Raw genomic sequence first — 18,870 nt, 5'->3', positions numbered from 1 at the left:
CCTGATGGAATTCGCCTTTTATTTCTCCGCCGGAGTGGCCGTGGCGGCCACGCTGATGGTGATCACCAATACCCGCGCGGTACACGCGCTGCTGTATCTGGTCACCTCGTTGCTGGCCGTGGCCATGTGCTTCTTCTCCCTCGGTGCGCCCTTTGCCGGCGTACTCGAAATCATCGTCTATGCCGGCGCTATCATGGTGCTGTTCGTGTTCGTGGTGATGATGCTCAACCTGGGAAGCGACAGCCGCAACCAGGAGCGCCAATGGCTCAGTCCGCGGGGCTGGATCGGACCTGGAATCCTGTCCGGCCTGTTGCTCGCCCAGCTGCTGTACGTGTTGTTCAGCGAGCCATCCTCCGGGACCATCAGCGGCGCCAGCGTGGATGCCAAAGCGGTGGGCATCGCCCTGTTCGGCCCCTACATCCTGGCTGTTGAACTGGCAGCGATGATGCTATTGGGCGCAATGGTCACCGCCTTCCATATTGGCCGCCATGAAGCCAGGGAGGTGGCATGAACGGTATCCCCATGGAGCACGGCCTGGCATTGGCCGCCGTGCTGTTCAGTCTTGGCCTGACCGGATTGATGATCCGCCGAAACATTCTGTATGTGCTGATGAGCCTGGAGATCATGATGAACGCGGCCGCGCTGGCCTTCGTCGTGGCAGGTGCCCGCTGGGAGCAGCCCGACGGACAGGTGATGTTCATCATGGTGATCACCCTTGCCGCCGCCGAGGCCAGTATCGGCCTGGCCATATTGCTGCAGCTGTATCGCCGCTTCAGGACCCTGGATATCGACGCTGCCAGTGAGATGCGCGGATGAACCTTCTATTTCTTACCCTGTTGTTTCCACTGCTGGGCTTCCTGCTGCTGGCGTTCTCCCGCGGGCGCTGGTCGGAGCGTACCTCGGCGCTGGTTGGCGTCGGCTCGGTGGGGTTGTCGGCACTGGTCAGCGCCTGGATCACCTGGCTGTTCAGCACCGGCGCGCTGCAGGATGGCGCCTATATCCAGATACTCTGGCAATGGATGGCGGTAGGCGACTTCACTCCCAGCCTGACGCTGTATCTGGACGGGCTGTCGCTGACCATGCTGGGCGTGGTCACTGGCGTGGGCTTTCTGATCCACCTGTTCGCCAGTTGGTACATGCGCGGCGAGGCGGGTTATTCGCGCTTCTTCGCCTACACCAATCTGTTTATTGCCAGCATGCTGTGTCTGATCCTGGCCGATGATCTGCTGTTCCTGTACCTGGGCTGGGAAGGCGTGGGGGTCTGCAGCTACCTGCTGATCGGCTTCTACTACACCGAACGCAAGAACGGTAATGCCGCGCTCAAGGCCTTTCTGGTCACCCGGGTCGGTGACGTGCTGATGGCTTTCGGTCTGTTCATTCTGTTCATGCAACTGGGTACGCTGAATATCCAGGAGCTGTTGATGCAGGCACCGCAGCGGTACGCCGAGGGCGACTTCTGGATCACCCTGGCGACCTTGTCGCTGCTCGGCGGTGCGGTGGGCAAATCCGCCCAGTTGCCGCTACAGACCTGGTTGGCCGATGCCATGGCCGGCCCGACTCCAGTGTCGGCGCTGATCCACGCGGCAACCATGGTGACCGCAGGCGTCTACCTGATCGCCCGCACCCACGGGCTGTTCCTGCTGACCCCGGATATCCTCCAACTGGTCGGCATCGTCGGCGGGGCAACGCTGTTGCTGGCAGGCTTCGCCGCGCTGGTACAGACGGACATCAAGCGCATCCTCGCTTACTCCACCATGAGCCAGCTCGGCTACATGTTTCTGGCACTGGGTGTCGGCGCCTGGGAGGCGGCGGTCTTCCATCTGATGACCCATGCGTTCTTCAAGGCGCTGCTGTTCCTCGCCTCCGGTTCGGTTATCCATGCCTGCCACCATGAGCAGAACATCTTCCGGATGGGCGGGCTATGGAAAAAGCTGCCGATAGCCTACGCCAGCTTTATCGTCGGCGGCGCGGCGCTGGCGGCGCTGCCACTGCTGACCGCCGGTTTCTATTCCAAGGACGAAATCCTCTGGGAAGCCTTCGCCAGCGGCAACAGCGCCCTGCTATACGCCGGCCTGCTGGGTGCCTTCCTGACCTCCATCTATACCTTCCGGCTGATCTTCGTGGTGTTCCACGGTGAGGAACAGACCCAGGCCCATGCAGGCACGGGGCTGGCGCATAACCTGCCGCTGATCGTACTGATCATCCTCTCGACCTTTGTCGGCGCACTGATCACGCCACCGTTGGCCGGTGTATTGCCGCAGAGCGCCGGGCATGCCGGTGGTGAGGGCCGGATCGGTCTTGAAATTGCTTCCGGCGCTATCGCCGTGGCGGGCATCCTGGTGGCGGCCTGGCTGTATCTGGGGCCTCGCCGTGTGGTCGGGGCCATACGCAACAGCGCACCGGGCCGTTTCCTGACTGCCTGGTGGTTCGCCGCCTGGGGCTTCGACTGGCTGTACGACAAGCTGTTCGTCCAGCCCTATCTGTGGCTGACCCGGATTCTGCGCCGCGACCCGCTGGACCGCACCATCGGTATCGTGCCGTTGCTGGCGCGCGGCAGTCATGCGCTGCTCAGCCGCAGCGAGAATGGCCAGATTCGCTGGTATGCCGCCTCCATTGCCGGTGGTGCCGTGTTGGTGATCGGTATTCTGCTGCTGTCGGTGGCCTGATTATGAATTCACGCAAGGAAATGATCCCGTCATGATTTTGCCTTGGCTGGTCCTGATTCCCTTCATTGGCGGCCTGCTGTGCTGGCAGGCCGAACGTTTCAGCAGCACCCTGCCCCGTTGGCTGGCGCTGCTGACCATGGGGCTGGTGCTGGTCCTGAGCCTGTGGCTCTGGGCCAGCGCAGACTATTCCCTGGCTGGTGTAACCGATGGCGCGCCGGTCTGGACGCTGGAGTTCAAGCACGTCTGGATCGAGCGCTTCGGCATCAATCTGCATCTGGCGCTGGATGGCCTGTCCCTACTGATGCTGATCCTCACCGGTATCCTGGGTGTGCTGTCGGTGCTCTGCTCATGGAACGAGATCCAGCATCGCATCGGCTTCTTCCACCTCAACCTGATGTGGATTCTCGGTGGCGTGGCCGGCGTGTTCCTGGCCATGGATCTGTTCCTGTTCTTCTTTTTCTGGGAAATGATGCTGGTGCCGATGTATTTTCTCATCGCGCTCTGGGGGCATAGCGGCGAAGGCAAGAAGACGCGGATCAACGCGGCGACCAAGTTCTTCATCTTCACCCAGGCCAGCGGCCTGATCATGCTGGTAGCGATTCTGGGTCTGGTACTGTTCAATTTCAGCCAGACCGGAGTACTGACCTTCGCCTATGACCAGCTGCTCGGTCTCGATATGCCGCCGGGGGTGGAATATATCCTGATGCTCGGCTTCTTCATCGCCTTTGCGGTGAAGTTCCCTATCGTACCGCTGCACTCCTGGCTGCCTGACGCCCATGCCCAGGCGCCGACCGCCGGCTCCGTGGATCTGGCGGGCATCCTGCTGAAGACTGCCGCCTACGGCATGTTGCGCTTCGCCCTGCCGCTGTTCCCCAACGCCTCGGTCGAGTTCGCGCCGATCGCCATGACCCTGGGCCTGATCGGTATTTTCTACGGAGCGATACTGTCCTTTGCCCAGACCGACATCAAACGCCTGGTGGCCTATTCCAGCATCTCGCACATGGGTTTCGTGCTGATCGGCATCTATGCCAGCACCCAGCTGGCGCTGCAGGGAGCGGTGGTGCAGATGGTTGCGCACGGCCTGTCGGCGGCGGCGCTGTTCATCCTCTGTGGCCAGTTGTATGAGCGTATCCATACCCGGGATATGCGCGAGATGGGCGGATTATGGGCCCGCCTACCCTATTTGCCGGCGCTGAGCATGTTCTTCGCCATCGCCTCGCTGGGTATGCCGGGGACCGGTAACTTCGTCGGCGAGTTCCTGATCCTGTTCGGCAGCTTCGCCAACAACCCCTGGGTGGTGGTGATCGCCACCTTCGGCCTGGTACTGGCCTCGGCCTATTCGCTGATCATGATTCACCGCGCCTACTTCGGTGCCGAGCGTTCCGGCGAAGCCTTGCGCGGGCTCGATCGGCGCGAACTGGTCATGGTGCTGTCACTGGTCGTATTGCTGGTCGGGCTCGGGTTATACCCCCAGCCGCTGCTGGATACCTCTGCAGCGAGCATGAGCGGAGTACAACACTGGCTCAGCGACGCCCTCTCCAACCTTGTTCCGACCCGGTAGCCGTTTGATGGAAAATGACGCCATGCAATTTACCCAGTCCCACTTCATCGCCCTGCTGCCGTTGCTGATCGTCGGCGCCACGGCCATCGTGGTCACGCTCGCCATCGCCTGGCGGCGCAAGCACGATCTGATCTTCGTACTGACTGCGCTGGGCCTCAACCTGGCGCTGCTGTCACTGATCCCGGCGTTGCAGGTCGTGCCCCTGGAAGCCACTGCGCTGATGCAGGTGGATCGCTTTGCGCTGCTGTACATGGGCATCATTCTGATTGCTACCCTGGCCTGCGCCACCCTGGTCCATGCCTATCTGGGCAAGACCAATACCGGCGAGGGCTTTCCCGGCAACCGGGAGGAAATGTACCTGTTGATGCTGTTGTCCGCGACCGGCGGACTGGTTATGGTCGGCGCCTCGCATCTAGCCACGCTGTTTATCGGCCTGGAACTGCTGTCAGTGCCGGTCTACGGCATGGTCGCCTATGCCTTCTTCAACAAGCGCTCGCTGGAAGCGGGTATCAAGTATATGGTGCTGTCAGCGGCCGGTTCGGCCTTCCTGCTGTTCGGCATGGCGCTCGCGTACGCTGAATCCGGCAGCCTGGCATTCCCTGCTCTCGGCGCCGTGGCCGTGACGCCGATCCTGCAGATCGGTTTCGCCATGATGCTCATCGGGCTGGCCTTCAAGCTGTCGCTGGTACCCTTCCACCTATGGACGCCGGATGTCTACGAGGGCGCTCCCGCACCGGTTTCGGCGTTCCTCGCCACCGCTGCGAAGGTCGCCGTATTCGCCGTCCTGCTGCGTCTGTATCAGGTATCGCCGGCAACCAGCGGCGGCTGGCTGAATGAACTGCTGACCGTGATTGCCATCGCCTCGATCCTGTTTGGCAACCTGCTGGCGTTGATGCAGAGCAATCTCAAGCGTCTGCTGGGTTACTCGTCCATTGCCCACTTCGGCTATCTGGTGATCGCCCTGATCGCCAGCGATGGCCTCGCGACCGAGGCCATCGGCGTATACCTGGCAATCTATGTACTGACCACCCTGGGCGCTTTCGGTGTGGTCACGCTGATGTCCACGCCGTTCAAGGGGCGCGACGCCGATGCCTTGTACGAGTACCGTGGCCTGTTCTGGCGACGCCCGTACCTGACCGCGGTATTGACCGTGATGATGCTGTCGCTGGCGGGAATTCCGCTGACCGCCGGCTTCATTGGCAAGTTCTATATCATTGCGGCCGGGGTCCAATCGAGCCTCTGGTGGCTGCTCGGCGCGCTGGTCATCGGTAGCGCCATCGGTCTTTACTATTATCTGCGGGTCATGGTCACCCTGTATCTGGTGGAGCCAGGCATTCGGCGCCACGACGCACCGCTGAACTGGGGCCAACAGGCCGGCGGCATCATGCTGCTGCTGATTGCCTTGCTGGTGTTCATTCTCGGCGTATATCCGCAACCATTGCTGGGGCTGGTTGAACAGGCCACACTAGCGGGACTTTGATTGGTCGACCGGGACAAAGTCCCGGACCAACGGAACTTTTGTTGATCCTTCGGATCGATTTTATCCGCAGCACGGTCAATACTTGTTTCATCCGCTGCCTCGGCAGTGATACGACGCTCTACTTCCGAAGTACTGAAAGGATAATCGACATGCAACGTCTTTCCCTGGTCATCGCTACCACCGGCCTCTTGGCTCTCGCTGGTGCTGCTCACGGCAGCAGCTTCATCGGCACCACAGACGCCATCGCCGGCTCCCTGGTCAATACTATTGACGCGACTAGCGATGCCACTACCGGCAACAACAAGGTGGTACTGGAAGCCCGTGAGGATGCGGCCAGCTTCGTCGGTAGCGATGGCCAGCTGCGCAGTGCACGTCTGGAGGCTGCTCTGCTGCATATCCGCCAGTCCCACCCCGATCTGGAAGCGACTGACCTGCAACTGGCCGAGGCGATTCTCGCGCTGTGATGCATGCCTGAGATCAATGCCCGCTCGATAACGGCAGCGGTTAGCCAGCTTGGGTAAGGCGCACTCCATCGCAGGTCAGCTGCTGTTGGTCGACGCCTTGCTGATGAGCCCTATCGCCACGGCGGGGTTGCAGCTGGACCTGGACCAGAGCCAGCTCACCCCGGCCCAAGTGCAGGTCAGCCAGACGCTGCTCGCGGAGGCCACCGCGGCGCTCCCCCCCTCGCTGGTTGAGCAACTGGACCGGACCGTGCCGGTGCGCTGGCGTGACCTGCAGGAATCGGTATTCGGGCGCGCCACGCCTGGCGGCACGCTGGAGCTGAACCGGCATTGGCTGACGGACCTCAGCGCCGGGCACGAGGACCGTTTCCCCGACGGGCGCCAGCACGGCACCTTGCGCCAGGAACTGCTCGCCACGCTGATTCACGAGATTGCTCACCTGTATGATCGCGGTCGCTCCTGGCAAGCGGAACAGCGTTCTCTGCTGCGCCACTGCCGCAACCGTTACCAAGCCCAGGGCAAGGCCGGCTTGCCTGCGGAATGTCGCGGCCAGACCGAACGCCGCTTTACCCTGAGCGACGACCCGCGCTTTCTCGATCTGGCCGGCTGGGCGCAACAGGCGGGTCGCCGAGGTATACGAGAATCTGATAATCACCAGTCCTACCGCAGCCCGGACAATTATGAGCTGCACAGCCCGGCAGAATACCTGGCGGTCAATCTCGAATACTTCCTGCTCGATCCACAATACGCTTGCCGGCGCCCGGCTCTGCATGCGTATTTCAGAGATCACTTCGACTGGGCACCGCCAACGGTAGATTGCCCCGGCGAAGTCCCCTATCTGTACGCCGGACTGGATGCACAGCGTCCGGCCCTGGGTTCGCTGGACCCCGAACGCATCTATGCAGTCCACTACCTGCTGGCCGAGCCCAACGAGCAATGGGCCAGCCGCTGGGGGCACAGCATGCTGCGGCTGGTAGTCTGCGCGCCGGGCCGCCCGCCCGGCCCGGATTGTTTGCTCGACCTGGATCACCACCTGGTGCTGTCCTTCCGCGCCTTTGTCGATGACCTGCAGTTGTCCAGCTGGGACGGACTGATCGGCAACTACCCCTCGCGGCTGTTCATGCTGCCGCTGCAGAAGGTGGTCGATGAATATACCCGACTGGAACTGCGCGGCCTCAGCTCGATACCGCTGCGAATGGATGAACAGGCGCGCCACCAGCTCGCCCTGCAGGCCGCGACCCTGCACTGGAGTTATGACGGCACCTATTATTTCATCAGCAACAACTGCGCTGTCGAAACCCTGAAATTATTGCGCAGCGGCAGCGCCCTACCCCAATTGCAGGATATGGACAGCCTGACACCTGCTGGCTTGCTGGCAGTGCTCAACGCCCGCGGGCTGGCGGACCTGCGACCATTGCAGGACCGTCAGGCGGCGCTGCGCCAGGGTTACTATTTCGATTCCTATCGGGAGCGTTACCAGCAAATGTTCGAGGTCATTCGCAGCCGATTGCAGATACCTATCGAGCGCATTGAAGATTGGCTGGCCAACCCCGCAGATCAGCGACAGGCCTGGTTCGCCGCAGCGGATACCCGCTCCACCGCCGCCTTGCTGGTATTGGAAGAAGCTATTCGGCGCCGCCAGATGCTATTGATTCAGCAGGATCTCAAACAGCGATTCCTGTCTTCGGACGCCCCACCAGCACTCACCGAAACCGCCCAGTTGGTCCAAGGACTGCTGAGCGCCAGCAGCTTTCTGAGCCGTCCTGGGGAATTATTGGACGAAGGCTACGGCTTGCCGCAACCGCAGGAATCCCAACGCTTCATCGAACTTGCTGGTGCCAGACAACAGGCACTGTTGACCACAGCCGATGACGTCGAGCAGCGCCTGCTATCGCTGATCAATCCACAACAACGTCAGCAGCTGGACGCCACGAACGGCAATATCAGCCTGCTGGCGCAGCAATTGCGACGATTGCATGAGGAGTCCGGTGGGATTCAGTTGCCGTGATTACACTCAGCGACAATGCACCCACCCAGTAATACCAGGCGCGCTGAGTGATTGAGCTATCAGGAGAAATTGCGCAGCAGTTGCTATGTTGCGGACCAACGAGATAACGAGGCCTATGCCTGTAACCCATGGTTATTGGTGCCCGGAGCCGGAATCGAACCGGCACGATGTTGCCATCGAGGGATTTTAAGTCCCTTGCGTCTACCAGTTTCGCCATCCGGGCTGGCTGGCACTTGGGTTTGAACATGACCTGCAAGATGGATCTTGATCCAGCCATAACTCCAAGAGATTCAGAATGTTACACAGATCATATCGCCGTAACAAGGACTTTCTTCGAGACTCGGGGCCGACCGACAAGCTGAACCATCAGCTCAATGCCACCTCCAATCAAGAGAGCCATTCAAGGTCCTCAGGAGGTTAGTCATGAGTATTGATCCGCTTGATCTTCCGCAAGAATAGCAGCCGGTACCAGGGCAGCGTCCAGGCCAGGGGCCGAACCCGGGTACGCCTCCAGAACGCGCCCCGACAGAGCCGCCGGGACCGGATGATGTGCCGCAGCAAGCTCCGGAGGAGGCTCCTGATATGGTGCCGAAGCCCAGGGCGCAGCCGCCAGGAACAGTGCCGGGGCCAGATGAGCCGGATATACCTGATCGAAGTGAGCCGCTTTGACAGAAATGCTGTCCCTTCCCGAGATGACTCACGCCATTTTCGTCCCGCCGCAATAGCGCCTGGAAAGCTTGATACGGCCAGCGCTTAACACCTATTGATCAGACGCCCCCTTGTTCGCCCCTTCAGCAAAATCGCTGTTCACGGGTTACACTTCTGAATTCTACTCCGTAGAATTCCACAACGTAGAACAAGGCGAGAGACGATGAAGAAGCAATTTCAATTGAGAAGTCGCAAGGAAGTCCATTGGACTCGGCAGTGGCTATTGGGCCAGATACAGGGTGGTCGGTTGTCTCTGCGTTATCAGCTGATTGAGCTGCTGGATACTGCGGAGCAGGTGCAGCAATTGGTTGACCAGCAATTGGATTCGGAATCCCGTACACGCTTGCAAAAAGCGCTTTCCGCCAGGCGAGCACGGGAAGCAGCCCTTCCGACTCGCAAGGGGGCACCTTCTACGCGAATGGTACGAACCGAGGTAACCGCACTGGCACGTGAGATGCTGCATACCGTTGCTGCCTCCAGAGGAGTTACTACCTCCGAGCTGATTACAAAACTGCTTGAGGATGAATACGGCAGGGTTGCGCGCTGATCACCATTGAGCCTGTCGCAACATCTGCAGACATGCTATCCTACAATTGCATTCTCCAGACAACCACTGGATAGCAAGCGGGTAGATAAAATGTCATTAGCAGATATTCAGAAAATCAGCGCCGAGAAACACCAGAGCACCGTGGGCTTGCGCACAGCGGTAACGATCATGGAGCGCTGGGGTGCTTCACGGGAGCAGATGTCGCGGATTCTGCGTGTTTCCGGCAGCACCCTGGCCCGGGCCAAAGCCGGTAACGGGACCATTGCCCTGGATAATGATCAGCTCGACCGAATCAGTTATGTGCTCAATATCCATGGGACGTTGCGGCTGATCTTCGACAACCCCGACAACGTGTATGGCTTCCTCAAGCTGCCCAACGACAATGCCTTTTTCAACGGCCGCCAGCCGCTGAGTGTCATGGCTGACGGCAGCTTTGCATCACTTTACGAAACGTTTCGCCGAATCGACGGGCTGCGGGGGGCAATGTGGTGAACTGGGTCGACCTGCCCGAGGTCGCTCCTGGCACCGCAACCGGCTACCGCCTGGTCAACTCCAAGTATCCCCCCATCGCCCTGTTCGACGATGTAGCTGATCCTGAAGAATTCGAGGCGCTGCATGAGCTCCAGGCGCGAACCAACCCGCGCTTGTTGAACGAGGCCGGGCGACTTGAGTTCATGCGCCGCACCGATATCCCCTTCGGCATCCCCGGCTGTTCCTATGCGGTAGCGCCCTTCACTCATATCAATCCTGCCGGCTCGCGCTTCAGTGATGGTAGCTTCGGCGTCCTCTATCTGGGGGACTCGATCACTACGGCCCTGGCGGAGGTGCAATATCACCAGCAGAGCTATTGGAGCGGCGTGAAAGGCCTCGCCTTCGACCGCATCCTGCTGCGCGGGCTGTGCTGCCAATTCGACCAGACCGGTTTGCGCGACCTGACCGGTATCACGCCTGACCATCCGATCTACGACCCCGACAGCTATGCGGCCGCGCATGTCGCTGGCGCCAGCCTGAAGCACGCGGGGATACCGGGCCTGAAATATCACTCAGTCCGCAGCCCGGGCAATACTTGCTGGGGACTGCTGACTCCGAGACCGGTGCACTCCATCGTGCAAGCCACCCACTACGAAATGATTTGGGACGGCAAGGCGATTTCCAGCGTGAACAAGATCGCCTCGGTCTAAAGGCGGAGCGGACTCGCATCGCGGTATTTTTGAGAATGCTGCGGAAACGGTTCGCAGAAAGACAGAAAGCAAAAAGCCCCGCAGACGTAGAATCTGCGGGGCTTTAATACTGGAGGCCGAGGTCGGAATCGAACCGGCGTTCACGGATTTGCAATCCGCTGCATGACCACTCTGCCACCCGGCCTCGAAGGGGGCTGCTGTGCTGCTACTGCAACACAACTGAATATGGAGCGGGAAACGAGACTCGAACTCGCGACCCCGACCTTGGCAAGGTCGTGCTCTACCAACTGAGCTATTCCCGCTCTGGAACGGCGCCTATTCTATCTTTCTCCGACGCCCTGTCAAGTCATTGATTCAAAAAAGTTTATCTGTCGTTTTTTTCGCCAGCATCGGGGCGCAGGTGCGGCCAGGCCGCGCGCAGATAGGCCACCATGGACCACAGCGTCAGCGCGGCAGAAATCATCAGCAGCACATACCCGAGAACGACCCAGGCAGTCATTGGCAAGGCCGGGTTGGCCAGCAGCACAACCAGGGCGATCATCTGGGCGGTGGTCTTGTATTTACCCAGGTTGGAGACGGCTACCTGCGACCGTGCGCCAAGCTCGGCCATCCACTCACGCAAGGCGGAGATGACGATCTCACGGCCGATGATGACCACCGCCGGCGCCGTTACCCAGAAATTGCTGTGACTCTGCACCAGCAATACCAGTGCCACGGCAACCATGAGTTTGTCTGCCACCGGGTCGAGAAAAGCACCGAAAGGGGTACTCTGCTCCCATTTGCGCGCCAGATAGCCATCCAGCCAGTCGGTAATACTGGCCAGAGTGAAAATCACTGCGGCAGCCAGATAACTCCAGTGGAACGGCAGGTAATACAGCAGGATAAATACGGGGATCAGGCCAACCCGCATCAAGGTAAGAATATTCGGAATGTTCATAACGTCTCTGCGAACGGGTTTGGACAGCATTCTAGTCGCTATGCAGGGCAGTATATATCTGTTCTGCCAGTTTTTTGCTGATGCCGGGCGCCTTGGCGATCTCCACGGCGCTGGCGCGAGTCAGCTCCTGCAAGCCGCCGAAGTGTTTCAGCAGCTCTCTGCGTCGTTTCGGACCCACCCCGGCGATTCCTTCGAGGGTGGAGGTGTTTCGGGTCTTGCCGCGGCGCTGGCGGTGGCCGGTAATGGCGAAGCGGTGCGCCTCGTCGCGAATATGCTGAATCAGGTGCAGCGCCGGTGAGTGGCCGGGCAGCACCAGTTCATTGTGCGGGTCGTTCAGGTACAGAGTCTCCATGCCGGCCTTGCGGGTAACGCCCTTGGCCACGCCAAGCAGGGTCAAGTCATGAATGGCCAACTCCTGGAGCACTTCGCGAGCCATGTTCATCTGACCCTTGCCACCGTCAACCAGGAGAATATCCGGCATCTTGCCTTCACCATCGCGCAATTTGGCGAACCGCCGCATCAATGCCTGCTGCATGGCTGCATAGTCATCACCTGCGGTTACGCCCTCGATGTTGTAGCGCCGATAGTCGCTTTTCAAAGGCCCTTCGGGACCGAATACGACGCAGGACGCCACGGTCGATTCGCCACTGGTGTGGCTGATGTCGTAGCACTCCAGGCGGGTGGGAATCTCATCCAGCCCGAGCGCTTCCTGCAGCGCCTCGAAACGCGCCTGTACATTCTGCCGGTTGCCGAGCATGGAGGTCAGCGCCTGTTCGGCATTGGTAACCGCCATGCTCTGCCAGCGGCTGCGCGTGCCCCGCACCCGGTGAGTGAAGTTGACCGCCCGGCCCCGTGCCTGCGCCAGCGCATCGGCGATAACGGGCAGATCCTCAGGGACTGCGTTGAGGATGATTTCCTTCGGCAGCTCCCTTTCGCCGGTGCCCAGATAGTATTGCGGCAGGAAAGCCGCGAGAACTTCACCGGGGGTCTGTTCGATTGGCACCCGCGGGAAGTGGTTGCGACTGCCCAATACCCTGCCCTGCCTGACCATGATGACGTGAACACAGGCGCCGCCCGGCGTCACGGCGGCGGCAATGACGTCCACGTTGCCATATTCGGTATCGATGTTCTGCTGATCCTGCACCCGCCGCAGTTGGCCGATCTGATCACGCAGCTCGGCGGCCCGCTCGAAGTCGAGATTCTGTGCAGCGCTCTCCATGGCCTGGGTCAATTCATCCGTCAGAGCATTGCTGCGCCCTTCCAGAAACATGACCGAATGCCGCACGTCCTCGGCGTACTCCTCCTCGCTGACGAAGCCAACACAGGGCGCCTTGCAGCGCTTGATCTGGTATTGCAGACAGGGCCGGGTACGGTTGCGGAAATAGCTTTCCTCGCACTGACGCACTTTGAAGGTCTTCTGCAGCAGGCTCAGGCTCTCGCGGATCGCACCCGCGCTGGGATAGGGGCCAAAATAGCGTCCCTTGGCCTTTTTGGTCCCCCGATGCAGTCCGAGCCGTGGATAGGCGTCCAGACTGGAAAGATAGACATAGGGGTAGGATTTATCGTCGCGTAACAGAATGTTGTACGGCGGGCGCGAAACCTTGATCAGGCTCTGCTCAAGCAACAGCGCCTCGGTTTCGTTGGCCGTGACGGTGGTGTCGATGTGCCGGATACGCGCTACCAGCGCCGCGGTCTTGGGGCTCAGCCCGGTCTGGCGGAAGTAACTGGACAGGCGTTTCTTCAGGTTGTTCGCCTTGCCAACGTACAGCAACTCGCCGTCGGCATCGAACATCCGGTAGACCCCCGGCTTGCCGGTTACCGCTGACAGGAAGGCCGCGGCATCGAATCCTTCCGGCTTCATGCCTGGCTGAATGTGGCGTCGATCATGCCATGACGCACTGCCAGCAACGTCAGCTCCACATCACTGGTGATGCCGAGCTTTTCGAATATACGGTAACGGTAGGTGTTCACGGTCTTGGGACTGAGGTGAAGCTTGTCGGAAATGCCTTGCACCTTCTCACAGCCGACAATCATCAGCGCAATCTGCATCTCCCGCTCCGACAGCGCATCGAAGGGCCCCACATTGCCCGGTTCGTACATCCGCGCCAGCAGCAGCTGGGCAATATCGGGACTGATATGGCGTTGGCCGGCCACCACCTTGCGGATGGCGTTGACCATTTCTTCCAGGGCGGCGCCCTTGGTGACGTAACCGGCAGCTCCAGCCTGCATCAGACGAGTCGGGAAAGGCTCTTCGTCACAGGCGGTAACGGCGATAACCTTGATGCTGCGATCATGCTGCAGCAGCTTGCGGGTGGCTTCCAGGCCGCCGATTCCCGGCATGCGTACATCCATCAGAACGACGTCCGGCTTCAACGCTCGTGCCTGGGTGATGGCCGTTTCGCCGCTGTCCGCCTCCCCGACAATGGACAGTCCGGGCACGTCACCGAGCATTCGGGTGATTCCCATGCGCACCAGATCATGATCGTCCACCACCAATACCTTGATCACCGTTTACCCCTTTCATGAGCACAGCGGGTGTAGCTTCTAAATGCCGCAATATCCCGCAACCGCGCCACGATAGCAAATTGGTGATTATTGTGAAACGCCAACGACCTCCGCCCCCTCCGGCGTCTGCAACAATAGCGCCAGTTCATCCAGACAGCCGGGGTCATCAATGGTAGACGGCGCCGTCCATTCCTCGCCCCGCACCATTTGTCGCAGAACACGCCGGAGGATCTTGCCCGAGCGGGTTTTCGGTAGCCGACTGACCACCAGGGTGCGCTGATAGCACGCCAGTGCTCCGATCTCCTCGCGTAGCAGTGCCGCCAGCTCCGCACTCAATCGGGCTGCCTCGATGGTGACATCGTTCTTCAGTACTACCAGTCCGACCGGCAACTCTCCCTTGATCGCATCAGGCACACTGATGACCGCACATTCGGCCACCGCCGGATGCGAACCCAGCACTTCTTCCATCTCCCCGGTGGAGAGCCGGTGGCCGGCCACGTTGATGATGTCATCGGTACGGCCCATGACGAAAAGATAGCCATCGGCATCGACATAGCCGGCATCACCCGTCTGATAGTAACCGGGAAACTCGCTCAGGTATCCGGTCTGCAAGCGCTCCGGGCTACCCCAGATGGAAGTGAGGCAGCCCGGAGGTAACGGCAGGCGGATAACGATGTTGCCCTGCTCGCCCGACGCGACCGGTTGCCCCTGGTCATCGAGGGTCGCCAACTGGTAACCGGGCATCGGGAAGGTCGCCGAGCCGGGACGGGTTTCGGCAAGGCCGTAACCCGCCGGGTTGGCAGCGACCGCCCAGCCGGTTTCCGTCTGCCACCAGTGATCCAGTACTGGCCGCCGGATGTGTTCGTGCAACCATTCCCAGGTAGGCGGATCAAGGCGCTCACCCGCCAGGTACAGCCGCTCCAGCTGGCTCAGGTCATACCGTCCGGCCAGCTCGGCAAGGGGGTCCTCCTTGCGGATGGCCCGGAAGGCGGTGGGCGCAGTGAATAGCGCCTTGACGCCGTGCTCGGCACACACGCGCCACACCGCGCCCGCATCCGGTGTGCGTACCGGCTTGCCTTCGAACATGACGGTGGTGCAACCGGCCAACAACGGCCCGTAGACGATATAGGAATGACCGACCACCCAGCCGACATCCGATGCCGCCCAGAACACCTCTCCTGGCTGCATGCCATAGACCACCTCCATGCTGTAGCGCATCGCCACGGCGTGGCCGCCGTGGTCGCGCACCACGCCCTTGGGCTTGCCGGTGGTCCCAGAGGTATAGAGGATGTACAGCGGGTCCGTTGCCGCGACCGGCACGGCATCAGCCGGGACTGCCGCTGCCAACTGCTGACGCCAATCCAGGTCTCGCCCGGGTTGCAACCCGGCAGCCGCCTGGGGACGTTGCAGCACCACGCAATGGCGAACCGGATGATTTGCCCGGGCAATCGCCTGGTCCACCAATGGCTTGTATTCCACCACACGGTCAACCTCGATACCGCAGGAGGCCGTGAGAATGATGTCGGCTTGGGCATCATTGATGCGTACCGCCAGCTCGTTGGCCGCGAACCCGCCGAAGACCACGCAATGTACGGCTCCGATACGCGCACAGGCCAGCATGGCGATGACCGCTTCTGGCACCATGGGCATGTAGATGATGACCCGGTCGCCCTGTTTCACCTGCAGGCTGCGCAACATACCCGCACAGAGCGCTACCTGTCGGTGCAGTTCGGCATAGCTGATATGCGTCTTGGTACCGGTCACCGGCGAGTCGTGAATAATGGCCACCTGCTCTCCCCGGCCGTCTTCGATGTGCGCATCCAATGCCAGCCAGGCAGTGTTCAGCTTGCCATCGGGAAACCATTCGACCAGGCCGGGGCTGACGTCGCTTGGCTGGCAGGTGATGTTTGGAGGGGTGTGCCATCTCAGCCTGGCGGCATGATCGGCCCAGAACAGCTCGGGATCACGGATCGCGCGTTGCCGGGCGAGGACATAATCAGGGGGTGCGGACATGATCGTCTCCTTATTGTCATATCAACCTAGACCATCCTGCTGAAAACGAAACTAGACTTACGTCGGATGGGCTGCACGCGGCAACCAAGGTGAACTATCCCTTTCGGAGAGAGGCGCAGATGAGCAGAGACGACTCGCTCGATCAGATGGGCAGGACCGCCGTGAAGCAGAATATTCACGGCATCATGACCTTCCTGCTCGGCTACCCGCCATTCGATCAGATGGAGCCCCATCATCTGGCCTGGCTGGTGGAGCATTGCCAGTTGCGCTTCTATGCCGCAGGGGATGCCATCATCCGCCCCAGCGACGGGCCGGTGCAGCATTTCTATATCGTCAAACAGGGGCAAGTGCGCGGCGAACGGCGGATCGCCGGGCAGGACACGCCAGACACTACCTTCGAGATCAGTATCGGTGAATGCTTTCCCCTGGCCGCTCTCATTGGCGATCGGGCCACCCGTACCGAGCATATAGCCGGGCAGGATACCTTCTGCCTGCTATTGCCCCGCGTCGATTTCAGTGAGTTGGTCGGCATATCTCCGGTGTTCCGTGATTTTGCCCTGCGCGGCGTCAGCAGCCTGTTGCAACAGGTCAATCTGCAGGTGCAACGCCAGGCGGCGGAAACGCTCGGCGCCCATTATTCACTGGACACCCTTCTGGCCCAGATTGCCATCCGCAAGCCGGTCAGTTGCTCTCCCGTCACGCCAATCGGCACCGCCGTCAGAATGATGCATGAAGCCAGCGTGGGCAGTATCGTCATCACCGATGCGCAGGCCGCGCCAGAGGGTATTTTCACCCTGCGCGATCTGCGCCGTATCGTTGCACACGGCGAGACCGACCTGCAGCGACCCATCGCTGAGGTAATGACGCCGTCGCCCTGCTACCTGCCTTCAACCGCCAGCGCCTTCGATGCCGCCATCAGCATGACCCGAGAACATATTGCCCACTTGTGCGTGGTGGACCGGGGGCGATTGGTGGGCGTGGTATCCGAGCGTGACCTGTTTGCCCTGCAGCGGGTAGACCTGGTGCACCTGGCACGTGCCATCAGCCAGGCCGAAAGCATTGCCAGTCTGGTAGCGCTGCGCCGGGACATTCGTCATCTGGTCGACAGCATGCTGGCCTATGGCGCATCTGCTGGCCAGGTCACCCACATCATCACGCTGCTCAACGACCACAGCGTATGCCGGGTCATCGAGTTGTGCCTGCGCCAGCATGGCGATCCCGGCGTTCCCTTCACCTGGTTATGCTTCGGCAGCGAGGCCCGACGCGAGCAGACGCTGATGACCGACCAGGACAACGGCATGCTGTTCGAAGCGGAGAATGCCGACCAGGCCGCAGCCTACCGCCAGCAATTGTTACCACTGGCACAGCAGATCAACCAGGCGCTGGCCGAATGCGGGTTCACCCTGTGCAAGGGCAACATCATGGCGAGTAATCCCGAGCTCTGCCTGTCCCGTGCCGAATGGCAGGCCCGCTTTACCCGCTGCATCCAGTCGGCCACGCCGGAGAACCTGCTGGCGTCGTCCATCTTCTTTGATTTTCGCGTGATCTGGGGCGAGCCGGCGGGTGCCCAGGCGCTGTTCGGCAGCGTACTGGACATGGTCGCACGCAATAGCACTTTCCAGCATCTGATGGCCCGCAACGCCCTCGCCCACCGCCCGCCGATCGGTCTGTTCCGCGACTTCGTCACCTCCCGCAGTGGCCGTGAGAAAGACACCCTGGACCTGAAGATCCAAGGGTTGACACCTTTTGTCGACGCTGCCCGAGTGCTGGCCCTGGCCCACGGTATCAGCGAGACAAGTACAATCCGCCGGTTACAATTGCTCAAGCAGCAAGAGGCGATCGCGGCCCTGGATGCCGAGGCCTATACCGAGGCCTATGAGTTCATCCAGCTTATCCGGATGCAGCAGCACCAGCGTCAGGAGCGTGAGCGACAGCCGTTCAGTAACCGCCTCGTGCCCGACACCCTGAATCACCTGGACCGCCGCATCCTCCGCGAATCCTTCCGTCAGGCCCAACGCCTGCAGTCCAGCCTGGCCTTGAGATATCAGCTATGAAGCTGCGCAGTCTGCTCTTGCGTGGTCGTTCAACTGGTCTCACACCGGCGATGACGGCACGCCGGGCTGCCCTGCCCGCACCCCAGCCCATCGACAGCACACCTATTGATCAAGCGCGACTGGTGGTACTGGATCTGGAAACCAGTGGGCTCGACCTGCAACGCGATGAAATCCTTTCCATTGGCGCCGTGGCGATTACCGGCAACACCTTGCAGATGGCTGACCAATTCGAATGCACACTGCTACGACCAGCCCATCGGGCCAGCCAGGCTACCTTGCTGCATGAAATCGCGCCCAGCGAGGTCCATGCCGGTTGCCCCGCCGAGGAAGCGCTGCTCGGTCTGCTGGAGTTCGCAGGCCGCTGCGTCTTTGTGGCTTTCCATGCGGGTTTCGATCAACGCATGCTCAGCCGCGGCCTGCGCCAGGATCTGGATTACCGCCTACAGCATCGCTTTCTGGATGTGGCCGAACTGGCTCCCATGCTGTTTCCCGAAGCAGACCGGAAGTGCTCGACGCTGGACGATTGGCAGCAACACTTCCGGTTAGTCAACAGCGAGCGCCACAATGCCGCCGCCGACGCTCAGATCAGCGCCGAGATCCTGCTGATCTTGTTGCACCGGGCCGCCACCCAGGGCACTGCTACACTGGCAGAACTGAACAATCGACTGGTGCTCTGGCGACGACTCAATCTGGTGCGCTCCAGCGGCTTCTAATTCAACCCCTCGGTCTGCGGCACAACACCATAAGCC

General features: G+C 60.8%; 16 protein-coding genes and 3 tRNA genes. 12 read left to right on the top strand and 7 right to left on the bottom strand.

Annotated features, from left to right (window positions below; translation table 11 throughout):
- Positions 1-4: 4 nt before the first annotated feature.
- The 7 genes from nuoJ to QAO71_RS07870 all read left to right on the top strand — a co-directional run bounded on the left by nuoJ (position 5) and on the right by QAO71_RS07870 (position 8,176).
- Positions 5-511 carry an NADH-quinone oxidoreductase subunit J gene (gene nuoJ / locus QAO71_RS07900; protein ID WP_036989850.1) on the top strand — a complete coding sequence of 169 codons (507 nt, stop codon included), beginning with the start codon at positions 5-7 and terminating at the stop codon, positions 509-511.
- Complete coding sequence (nuoK, locus tag QAO71_RS07895) at positions 508-816, top strand: NADH-quinone oxidoreductase subunit NuoK (protein ID WP_036989851.1); 309 nt, start codon at positions 508-510, stop codon at positions 814-816. Before nuoJ ends, nuoK begins: the two co-directional genes overlap by 4 nt.
- Positions 813-2,666, top strand: coding sequence for an NADH-quinone oxidoreductase subunit L (gene nuoL / locus QAO71_RS07890; RefSeq protein ID WP_036989852.1), 1,854 nt, complete (start codon positions 813-815; stop codon positions 2,664-2,666). The genes nuoK and nuoL overlap by 4 nt, the downstream gene beginning before the upstream one ends.
- A 31-nt stretch (positions 2,667-2,697) precedes the next feature.
- The gene (nuoM, locus tag QAO71_RS07885) at positions 2,698-4,227 is read left to right on the top strand and encodes an NADH-quinone oxidoreductase subunit M (protein ID WP_280165606.1); all 1,530 of its coding nucleotides are present in this window, start codon (positions 2,698-2,700) and stop codon (positions 4,225-4,227) included.
- 22 nt (positions 4,228-4,249) lie between these two features.
- Positions 4,250-5,707: an NADH-quinone oxidoreductase subunit NuoN gene (gene nuoN / locus QAO71_RS07880; RefSeq protein WP_280165605.1), complete on the top strand. Its 1,458-nt coding sequence runs from the start codon at positions 4,250-4,252 to the stop codon at positions 5,705-5,707.
- Between the two features lie 149 nt (positions 5,708-5,856).
- Entirely contained in the window at positions 5,857-6,171 is a 315-nt protein-coding gene (locus tag QAO71_RS07875; RefSeq protein ID WP_036989857.1) for a DUF2388 domain-containing protein, read from the top strand.
- A gap of 49 nt (positions 6,172-6,220) precedes the next feature.
- Complete coding sequence (locus QAO71_RS07870; protein ID WP_348273402.1) at positions 6,221-8,176, top strand: DUF4105 domain-containing protein; 1,956 nt, start codon at positions 6,221-6,223, stop codon at positions 8,174-8,176.
- A gap of 136 nt (positions 8,177-8,312) precedes the next feature.
- Here QAO71_RS07870 and QAO71_RS07865 read toward each other — a convergent pair.
- Positions 8,313-8,399 (bottom strand) — tRNA-Leu (locus tag QAO71_RS07865).
- Between the two features lie 648 nt (positions 8,400-9,047).
- On the opposite strand from QAO71_RS07865, the gene QAO71_RS07860 reads away from it, so the two are divergent.
- The 3 genes from QAO71_RS07860 to QAO71_RS07850 all read left to right on the top strand — a co-directional run bounded on the left by QAO71_RS07860 (position 9,048) and on the right by QAO71_RS07850 (position 10,612).
- Entirely contained in the window at positions 9,048-9,431 is a 384-nt protein-coding gene (locus QAO71_RS07860; protein WP_074781166.1) for a hypothetical protein, read from the top strand.
- Positions 9,432-9,521: 90 nt separating this feature from the next.
- On the top strand, positions 9,522-9,923 hold the full coding sequence (locus QAO71_RS07855; RefSeq protein WP_074781164.1) for an antitoxin Xre-like helix-turn-helix domain-containing protein: 402 nt from the start codon (positions 9,522-9,524) through the stop codon (positions 9,921-9,923).
- Entirely contained in the window at positions 9,920-10,612 is a 693-nt protein-coding gene (locus tag QAO71_RS07850) for an RES family NAD+ phosphorylase (protein ID WP_235818291.1), read from the top strand. The genes QAO71_RS07855 and QAO71_RS07850 overlap by 4 nt, the downstream gene beginning before the upstream one ends.
- Positions 10,613-10,722: 110 nt before the next feature.
- On the opposite strand, the gene QAO71_RS07845 is transcribed toward QAO71_RS07850, so the two are convergent.
- The 6 genes from QAO71_RS07845 to QAO71_RS07820 form a co-directional block, all read right to left on the bottom strand.
- Positions 10,723-10,796: transfer RNA gene (locus QAO71_RS07845), tRNA-Cys, on the bottom strand.
- 42 nt (positions 10,797-10,838) lie between these two features.
- A tRNA-Gly gene (locus QAO71_RS07840) sits at positions 10,839-10,914 on the bottom strand.
- A 62-nt stretch (positions 10,915-10,976) separates the two neighbouring features.
- Positions 10,977-11,549 carry a CDP-diacylglycerol--glycerol-3-phosphate 3-phosphatidyltransferase gene (pgsA, locus tag QAO71_RS07835; protein WP_036989959.1) on the bottom strand — a complete coding sequence of 191 codons (573 nt, stop codon included), beginning with the start codon at positions 11,547-11,549 and terminating at the stop codon, positions 10,977-10,979.
- A gap of 31 nt (positions 11,550-11,580) precedes the next feature.
- Positions 11,581-13,410, bottom strand: coding sequence for an excinuclease ABC subunit UvrC (gene uvrC / locus QAO71_RS07830; RefSeq protein WP_036989960.1), 1,830 nt, complete (start codon positions 13,408-13,410; stop codon positions 11,581-11,583).
- Positions 13,407-14,057 carry a UvrY/SirA/GacA family response regulator transcription factor gene (gene uvrY, locus QAO71_RS07825; protein ID WP_036989962.1) on the bottom strand — a complete coding sequence of 217 codons (651 nt, stop codon included), beginning with the start codon at positions 14,055-14,057 and terminating at the stop codon, positions 13,407-13,409. Before uvrY ends, uvrC begins: the two co-directional genes overlap by 4 nt.
- 84 nt (positions 14,058-14,141) lie before the next feature.
- Positions 14,142-16,067 carry an AMP-binding protein gene (locus QAO71_RS07820; RefSeq protein WP_280165604.1) on the bottom strand — a complete coding sequence of 642 codons (1,926 nt, stop codon included), beginning with the start codon at positions 16,065-16,067 and terminating at the stop codon, positions 14,142-14,144.
- 119 nt (positions 16,068-16,186) lie between these two features.
- Between QAO71_RS07820 and QAO71_RS07815 the strand changes: the two genes are divergently transcribed.
- Together QAO71_RS07815 and QAO71_RS07810 are read left to right on the top strand one after the other, a co-directional pair.
- Positions 16,187-18,121, top strand: a complete 1,935-nt coding sequence (locus tag QAO71_RS07815; RefSeq protein WP_280165603.1) for a putative nucleotidyltransferase substrate binding domain-containing protein — start codon at positions 16,187-16,189, stop codon at positions 18,119-18,121.
- The gene (locus QAO71_RS07810; RefSeq protein WP_036989964.1) at positions 18,118-18,834 is read left to right on the top strand and encodes a 3'-5' exonuclease; all 717 of its coding nucleotides are present in this window, start codon (positions 18,118-18,120) and stop codon (positions 18,832-18,834) included. Before QAO71_RS07815 ends, QAO71_RS07810 begins: the two co-directional genes overlap by 4 nt.
- Positions 18,835-18,870: the final 36 nt, after the last annotated feature.

The organism is Halopseudomonas sp. SMJS2, assembly GCF_029866945.1.
Taxonomy (GTDB): domain Bacteria; phylum Pseudomonadota; class Gammaproteobacteria; order Pseudomonadales; family Pseudomonadaceae; genus Halopseudomonas; species Halopseudomonas bauzanensis.
This window is presented reverse-complemented; position numbering and strand designations above follow the sequence as displayed.